The following is a 7,274-nucleotide window of genomic DNA, read 5'->3' as shown; positions in this document are numbered from 1 at the left end:
GACCTTCATTCAATGTATGTAGTAAATTCATTCAATGTATGCGGTAAATCCGTTTCTGTTTTTTCAACATCTACAGTTTACACGGTAAATCCACGTTTTGCATTCATTCGTGGAGGTCGTTTCATATTGTCTTTTAAGAATTAGTAATTTACTTTGTGTAAAAATTCTCCCCCAAAACTTGCAATAGCCCCGAAAACGTTGATTTTACGAGGCTACAGAATCTTCTCTGAAACTTGCAATAGCTTTGCCAGTGTTGCAAAGCTTTCTCATAAAAGAGCAGCGTAGCCGCGGTCGGATGATTTCAGATTTGAAGATTACAGATTGCAGATTACCCGCAAAGCTGGCCGAACAGCAATATGGACACGATCAACTTTGCCACCATTCAGATTAAGCACACCGTCTGAATAAACGTACGATGCGTGTGATTGACAGTTTCCCGGCGATCTAAGTCTCCAGTAACAATATCCATTATTAACATAAGCCCCTTGCTCACGAGCATAAGCTGTTGTTTTACATGTTCTGTCTTCATCATTACTGAAATACTTCTTTACCTCCGCAATACTGAGACAAAATATGCGATCTTTTGTATTTTCCCCTCCCCGAGTTCTAAATTTAGGATTGTCATCGTTCTCTATTTCTGAAATAAGAATCCTTTCTGCTTCTTCAGTTGAAAATGCTGATTTTAAGAAATCACTGTTAAGCCATTTTCTGAGATCACAATCTTCCCATGTTAGATTGGTCTGGTTACTGTTATATTGTATACAGTCAAGAGCGTAACGGCTGAGAAGAAGAACTTCAAGTTTGTTTTTAGCAAATACACGATTGAGAAGAGGGGTTTTTTTAACATCCAGAACAATCCATTCTATGGGGGTTTTGAAACAGTCATTATCCTGAGTGTAACTTCCAAAAGGGATAATCATCCCTTTTTGTATTCCGTTTCGTATTATTGCCGAAAATTTCGCATGAGCCTGTGCTCGCAAGCGTTCCTGCTCTTCACGTTGTTTACGTTCCTGCTCTTCACGTTGTTTACGTTCCTGCTCTTCACGCTGCATACGTTCCAACTCTTCACGCTGCATACGTTCCAGCTCCTCACGCTGTTTACGTTCCTGCTCTTCACGCTGCAAACGTTCCAACTCTTCACGCTGTTTACGTTCCAGCTCCTCACGCTGTTTACGTTCCAGTTCTTCACGTTGCCACCATTCCTGCTTTTCATCACAGATTATCTTTAAAGCAGGACGAACGGCACCGGTGACATAGTTGATGCTGTTGCCACCAAGGCGGAGCGAGCCGTCCGCACACACGACTGTAGCGCTTTCCTGAGCGTTACCAGGCGACCGCAACCACCAGTAACAACAGCCGTTGTCAACATACACACCTTGCTTACGAGCGTAAGCCGTTGGCTTGCATTCTCTGTCCTCATCACTACTGAAATATTGTTCAGCTTCAGCAATGCTTAAACAGAATACGTGATCCTTTGTGTCGTTTCCTCCTCTCGTGCTATATACAGAATTATTGTCATTTTTAACTGTTGAAACTAGAATGCTACTTGCCTCGTCTTCTGAAAAAGCAGATTTTAAGAAATCACTGTTCAGCCATTTTCTGAGACTGCAATCCTCCCAAGTGATTTGTTCTCCTTCATGGTATTGTTTGCAATCAAGAGTGTAACGGCTGATAAGAAAAGCTTCATTTCCATTAACATCAAGTACAAGCCATTCAATAGGAGTTTTACTGCCGTTGTTGTCCTGAGGATAGTTGCCAAACTTGATAATATCTCCTTTTTTAATTGTAATAGGAGTATATTTAACTCCGTTCACGCTGATGGCTTTTTCATTCTCTTTGGAATTCTCTGTTTTTAGAAGAGTCTTTACCTGAGTTGCTACAGAAGAACAGCATTCAATTTGAGTGAGAGTATCATGATGTTCCTTGGCAAAATTTGCCATCTGCAGAGTCCCCTCATTATTTTCTCCCTGAATCCCATTAACAAATTTCTTAAAGTCATCGGCATCATGAAAGGTGTATTCGTCAAGTTCAATAACCTCATTTCCTGCATCCATAACCTGTTTTACAATGGTTGAAATACTGGCTACTCCGTTAAGAATGGCAAGAGCTTTCTCGTGAACCTTGATAAAGCGTTTCAGGTATGCAGGATCCTGTTGACCTTTTTGCAGGATGTTTTCTATAAAGGTCCTGAACTCCGTAAGTGTCGGAAATACATATTCATCAAAGGAAAAAACATGGTTTCTGACATACATGAGTTTGTTGAGCGCTTCCTGACAGCGACTGTCACTGTTACGGAGTTCTGTAATTTCCTGACGGAGTTTTTTTGTAAAGTTAACCAAAAACCTTGGATTGTTCTTTCCCTGTTGAATAATATTTTCTATGTAAGCATTAAAATCCTCAATGCTACTAAATACTTTATTATCAAAGGATATAAGTTCAGCAAAAGCTTTATTAAGTGGATCTATGATACTGTTGATACCATTTTTGTTTTCAAGAGACTGTAATGCTTTATTATGTCGTCTCATAAATTCTACGATATATCCAGGATCCTTGCGTCCATGGAATAAAACAGTATCTATGAAAGCTTTGAATTCCTGTATGCCATGGAATAAATGTTCATTCAGAGCTATCACGTTTTCACCTGAAGCATAGAGTTCTGATACGGCTTCTTTGATTTCCGGAAAAGACTTTGCAACATTGTCCAGAGATTCTTTGTGAACCTTTATAAAGCCTAACAGATATGCCGGTTCTTTTTGTCCACGTTCTAAAACACCGTTAAGAAAATCCAGACATGCCTTTTTTCCAGTAAAAAGATATTCACCGATTAGGATGAATCCGGAAACAATTTTTTCAAGTTTTGTTCCGGAATCAGTGTTCCATACCTTCTTTGAAACATCCTTAAGCGGAGTTTTATAACGGTTAAACAGACTTTGCAGTTCGTAAGGTTTTTCTTCCCGAACAAGTTTATCAATGAAGTTTTCAAAGTCCAGACCGCTCTTAAAGATATATTCGTTATCACCGAATATTGCCCATTTTGAATCGGCCAATGCTTCGGCTATGATTGTTCTTGATTCAGTATCTGGATGTTTTTCTTCAAAAAACTGTAAATCCTCTTTGGCGTTTTGGGTAAAATCCATGTATGCTTGACGATTTTTTCCGGCAAGATGCTTCATTTCCAGTCTGAATGCTTCAGGACTGTCATATACTTTGCCATTAACAGGGAGCCTGCGGTCGTTGCAAATGGAATATCCCAGAATCAATGCAAGTTCAGTGTCGGAGTTAATGTTTTGTTCTTCACTCCAAATTTTTCTTACATTTTCAAAAATCTTGGCAAGTTCCGTACTTTTTAGAACCATGGATGAGTAATCTTCGGGAATACCTGATAACGCAAACTGTTTAACGGGATCGATAATGTCTGATTTTTTGTTCTGGAGATTTCCTGTTGTAGCTGCTTCTTCAATTACGGCATCGATGATGGCCTTACCAACTTCTTCAAGACCGTTCAACATTCTGCCGTTAAACATGATCTCAGTGATATCAGGTCTGAGACTGTAAATAAGAGCATAGAGATGTCTACGGTTATCCGTATTGTTTTTACTGATTCTTTCCTCGGCTGAGCTGCACAGTTTTCCTTTCTCTTCATCTATGATGTAGTAGTGGTGTGAAAGAATTCCTCGGCCTAAATCCTTTAAAGCCTCTTCCGGCTGCTTTAACATGGAAAGAAGAAGTTCCTTTTCTTCTGTGTATGTCTTTCCGTTAAAACGATACGGCTGAAAAGTAGGGGCTGTCGTCGATTCGGTAAGTCCGGTACCTGTGGTTTCACCAGGAATCGGAACATTCTCCCCGTTAAGCCATCTTTTTACTTCATCATATCCCCAGCGTCTGTTAGGGTTATCCATTTCGTTTCTGTGGGAAATATCTTTATAGGTAAGGCCAAGCACCAGTTTTCTAAGATTCTCCGGGAAATCATCCGGAAACTCAATTTTACTGATGGCAGCGAGTTTGGCTGACTCTTCTCCGGACATTCCCGGATTCTGGAAAGGAGTATAGCCCGTAAAAAGCTCAAATATGGTAATTCCCAGGGCGTAGTAATCCGTTTCTCTGTGAAAGATCCCCTGAATGGCTTCCGGAGCTGCGTAGAACGGGGTCATTCCCGGTTGAGTCATAACAAAAGTTTTGCCGTCTGCATGAGAACTGATGCCAAAATCAATAAGAACAATATGTTTACCATTGTCATCCGGAATTAGATTTCCTGGCTTTAGATCTCGGTGAAGAATATCAGCGTCATGAATTGCTCTGAGTCCTTCGATAACTGAAGGTATGATAAAGACTCTTAGTTCTTCTTCGGAAAATCTGGTTCCTGCAGTTAAAACGTCAGAAAGTGCTGGCATTTTATAATAAGGACGTATGGTGTACTGATGACCATTGTACTCCCCGTAGTCTGAAATTGGTGCTACATAGGGACTGTCAACGCTTCTGATTTTATCAATGACTTCCTGTTTTACGGCATTTTCTCTTCTGTAGTACTTTAGAATAAATTTATCGTCTGAGTTCAGATTGATGTTTGAGCATAGGTATATATCTGCTTCTCCGGATGGAATATCCATCTTTCGCTCAACACTAAAGTTGCCAATTATATGCCCGGTTATATCCGGTACGGAGTTGGATTTGTTTATGACTGTACTTTTGAGTTTGTTGAAAAAATTAACTTTGGTTTCCGACATGAGTGGCTCCTGCACCATACGATATTAACTTAAAACGCTGTATGAAATCATTATGTGAAGATAATTGGTGCCGTAAAAATTAAAACTCTTGAAAGTATCTCAGAACATACGGATAAAAAAATTGAGGAAGATTGTTTTTATTAAAATATGTATACTTTTTGAAGTGCATAAACGTTAAATGCACTGCATGGCTACAATATTACACAGTATCAGTTTGACACAGAAAAAGGATAAGTAGCAGAGCTTACCACGATATGTCATCAGTCTTTAGCGTTTTTTGTATATCAGCACTCCAGTAAATAGAAGATATATTCCGAAAATAAACGACAATACCATTTTAGAAATTTTCTTGAACGAGAGATTCTCAATTATAAGTCCTTGGTGATGAGTACCCGGCTGGTAAATAAATTTTACCTGATCGTTCACTTTTACAGAGTAATCCACATCGTTAAGCCTTGTTATTTGCTTAATTCCCTGAGAATTCATCCAATGTACGTATACATCACATCCACTCTTCCTGTAGCAATATCTCTCATCGACTATTCCGATGTCTTCGGAATATCCCTGAGGAGTTATGCCTGTACACATCTTTTGTATTCTGGGAAATTCTCCTACGAGGAACAAAATGAAAAAAGACGTAAATAATATTCCAAAAAAGAAATGTAAAATACAGGTCTTAATTTTCTTTGACATTGCAAGGTAAAATCCTTTTATATGTGAATAAAACTACATCAATAGTAGTATGGCCCCAGAAATTGATCACTTAAGTTTCTAGGTCATACTAACAGAATTTAAGGCTTGTTTTCTGAAATTAATTGGAGACCAGGCCTTTTAGTTTTTTACAAACCCTGTCAGTGTTGTACCAATTTATATAATCTTTTTGAAAGTCCCCATTTTCTATAGGTATAAGCTGTTCCGTAGCTTTTATGATCTTCAACAATTTGAAGCTTTTCTTCATAAGTTAATTTCATAATAACAAACCCCGTTATCAATCAGGTGAGCAATAACAGGGTTCATACTAGCCGGAGCAGGGATTTTTTTGGGAGTGCGTAATGAGATTCAGGTTTTTACTGTCAGTAAAACTGAATTTTTATATAAAAATAATGTCTGATATAAGGGAATATGGAATCTTTCTGATGTGAATGCGGATAAAATGTATGACATCAGGTGAGATCTCCGTAAAAAATTTCACCGTTTTTTTACATGTTTTTATGTGTTTGAGAATTCTGTCTACTTTTAAGACATGTAATGTTCTTATATTTGAAGTATGAGGAGTGCTGTTTTCTGAGGGCTGACCGTAAAAAGTTAATATTTTTTTCGAATATTTGATTTAGGTTAGTTTACAAATAAAGCACATTAAAGTAGCATTAAAATTTAAAGTGCAGGTTTAGTTCGGAGTGAAGATAACGACGGAACGCATGGGAAAAACAGGAAAATACCTGTAAAGTGTCATCGGATCTGCGGTGTTGTATTTAATGGAATTTATAAAGATACAGGATGTATCGTCGGGTTTTGGGCTCGAAATGCAGGAGGGAGGTAGTTGTGATGAGAGCAGTTTCAGGACATAACTATTTTCGTAAATTTCGTAAAGGCTTTTCACTTATAGAACTGGTCTGTGTGATTGTTCTTCTGGGAATTCTGGCAAGTGCTGCCGCTCCGAAGTACATGGCACTGCAGAGGGATGCCAGAATAGCCAGACTGGAGGCTCTGAAAGGGGCTCTGAAGTCGGCTGATTCGATGATTATGGCCAAAGCCGCGGTTCAGGGGGATAACCTCAATGCTGAATCGTATACGGACACGAATAATTATTTTGAATATAACGGTGTTAAATATTATAAGAAATACGGCCATATAGATCGTAACAATATGGGCTACTTTATTGATGGAACACCTCCGGGAGCGGTTGATAAAGGTATTGCCAAAAGCCGTACGGAAAAAGTTGCCGGTCATCAGTTCCGCTGCAGAAGTTTTGTCGGGGTGTGCGAGTATGAATGGTGTGACTGTTATGAGGGTAAAACGAAAGTTCCGGGATTCCCTAACGACAATGGTAAGGTAGTCGGCAATTCCGGTCAGACCTCTAACGACGCCGCCAAAGCCGCTCAGTATTTTATTCCTCACGGCATGGAACCAAGCAAATTCGAGACTGACCTGTGTCTGGTGGTTTATCAGCAGCCTGTGAAACTGAAAGACGGTTCCATATATCCGTCAAAGGTTGCCGTTATAAGTGACGGGTGTTAGAAAGGGCTGCCGGACGTAGGATGTCAGGCTCCGGAGAGTATCGTAAAGACCGAGGCTGTCGCCTCGGTTTTCTTTTTCTGTGAGAATATTTTTCAAAGAAACGTTTTTTTTTGCCGTCTGTTTTTCAGAAGATGTCCGCAGGCCGGTGTTTAAATGCCGCTTTTCTTCTGTTATAAAAGCACGGCAGGGCTGAATTATCTGAATTTGCCTGAACGGTGCTGACTTTTCACACTGGTTGAAATCCGCACGAAGAGTATTTTTGTGAAAATGTTTTATTCTTTTTTGTAGTTAAATTTTTGAAAAAGTTTATAA

General features: G+C 39.3%; 3 protein-coding genes. 1 reads left to right on the top strand and 2 read right to left on the bottom strand.

The genetic code is table 11. The features are described from left to right. Window positions 1-314 precede the first annotated feature (314 nt). Together BMY80_RS11455 and BMY80_RS11450 are read right to left on the bottom strand one after the other, a co-directional pair. Complete coding sequence (locus BMY80_RS11455; RefSeq protein ID WP_093143803.1) at window positions 315-4,724, bottom strand: DUF6273 domain-containing protein; 4,410 nt, start codon at window positions 4,722-4,724, stop codon at window positions 315-317. A gap of 267 nt (window positions 4,725-4,991) precedes the next feature. Beyond that, window positions 4,992-5,417, bottom strand: coding sequence for a hypothetical protein (locus BMY80_RS11450; protein ID WP_093143801.1), 426 nt, complete (start codon window positions 5,415-5,417; stop codon window positions 4,992-4,994). An 852-nt stretch (window positions 5,418-6,269) separates the two neighbouring features. On the opposite strand from BMY80_RS11450, the gene BMY80_RS12730 reads away from it, so the two are divergent. Then, window positions 6,270-6,962 (top strand): type II secretion system protein, encoded by a 693-nt coding sequence (locus tag BMY80_RS12730; RefSeq protein ID WP_093143799.1) that lies wholly within the window; start codon window positions 6,270-6,272, stop codon window positions 6,960-6,962. The last annotated feature ends 312 nt before the right edge of the window (window positions 6,963-7,274 follow it).

The sequence above is a fragment of the Ruminobacter amylophilus genome, assembly GCF_900115655.1.
Taxonomy (GTDB): domain Bacteria; phylum Pseudomonadota; class Gammaproteobacteria; order Enterobacterales; family Succinivibrionaceae; genus Ruminobacter; species Ruminobacter amylophilus.
Note: the sequence above shows the minus strand (reverse complement) of the source record. Positions and strands in the feature narration are given on the sequence as shown.

Bases quoted from the DNA above. Each gene is read 5' to 3' on its own strand.
- BMY80_RS11450 (WP_093143801.1), bottom strand. From the start codon at position 5,417: ATGTCAAAGAAAATTAAGACCTGTATTTTACATTTCTTTTTTGGAATA.
- BMY80_RS11455 (WP_093143803.1), bottom strand. From the start codon at position 4,724: ATGTCGGAAACCAAAGTTAATTTTTTCAACAAACTCAAAAGTACAGTC.
- BMY80_RS12730 (WP_093143799.1), top strand. From the start codon at position 6,270: ATGAGAGCAGTTTCAGGACATAACTATTTTCGTAAATTTCGTAAAGGC.